This is a genomic window from Vibrio sp. YT-19(2023), assembly GCF_033337395.1.
The window spans coordinates 1-771 of the sequence record NZ_JAWOQN010000384.1 but is presented as its reverse complement, the minus strand read 5'-3'; the positions used below and the strand labels follow the sequence as shown (position 1 = coordinate 771).

Genomic DNA, 771 nt, shown 5'->3' with positions numbered 1-771 from the left:
TCAAGAAAATCGATGACGGTGTAGCAGCAAATGGTACAAGCTTCTTAATTCTGACTCGTCTTGTGCCTGTATTCCCTTTCAGCCTACAGAACTACGCTTACGGTCTAACCAGCCTAAACCTAGGCACTTACGCACTGGTTTCTCTACTGACAATGGCACCAGGCGCATTCATCTTCGCTTACATGGCGGGGGATATTGCGACAAACGGCGTGTCTGCAATGTTGCTAGTGAAGTTTGCAGTTGCGGGTCTTGTGCTGTTTGGTATGTCTCTGATTCCAAAATACATCGCGAAGAAAAAAGGCATCAACATCGAAGAATTAGCGAAGTAGGCCGGTCTATCCAACATTGATGCTAAAAGAGTGCAGCTATCGTGCTGCGCTCTACCCTTTACATCATTGATAGTAATTCTCTGAATCAATTAATAAATCCTATTGGGATTCACATTGATAATACCGCGAGATAGATTACTATCCTTGTGAAGGACAGAGGCCATTCGCGAACAAACTCGGCGAAGCTTCAAACAAGAACCAGAAGAAAAACACGGACTACGTATGAAAAAGCTACTCAGTACCATTGGCATTTTAGCCACCACTTTTGCGACTTCATCTTTTGCTGACTCATCGGCCGCTAGTGAATGGCAAAAAATCGAACAACAAGCCGACGGACAAACCGTCTATTTTCATGCTTGGGGTGGTAGCCAAGAGATCAACCGCTATATCCAATGGGCAGGCAAAGAGCTTAAATCTCGCTACAACGTGAAGCTAAATCACG

General features: G+C 44.7%; 1 protein-coding gene and 1 pseudogene. Both read left to right on the top strand.

Features of this window, described 5'->3' with window-relative positions; genetic code table 11:
- The coding region (locus R7E78_RS26050; protein ID WP_318058600.1) for a TVP38/TMEM64 family protein at nt 1–329 on the top strand (329 nt) is incomplete at its 5' end.
- 222 nt (nt 330–551) lie between these two features.
- Nucleotides 552–771, top strand: a pseudogene (locus tag R7E78_RS26045) (ABC transporter substrate-binding protein); the annotation flags it as partial.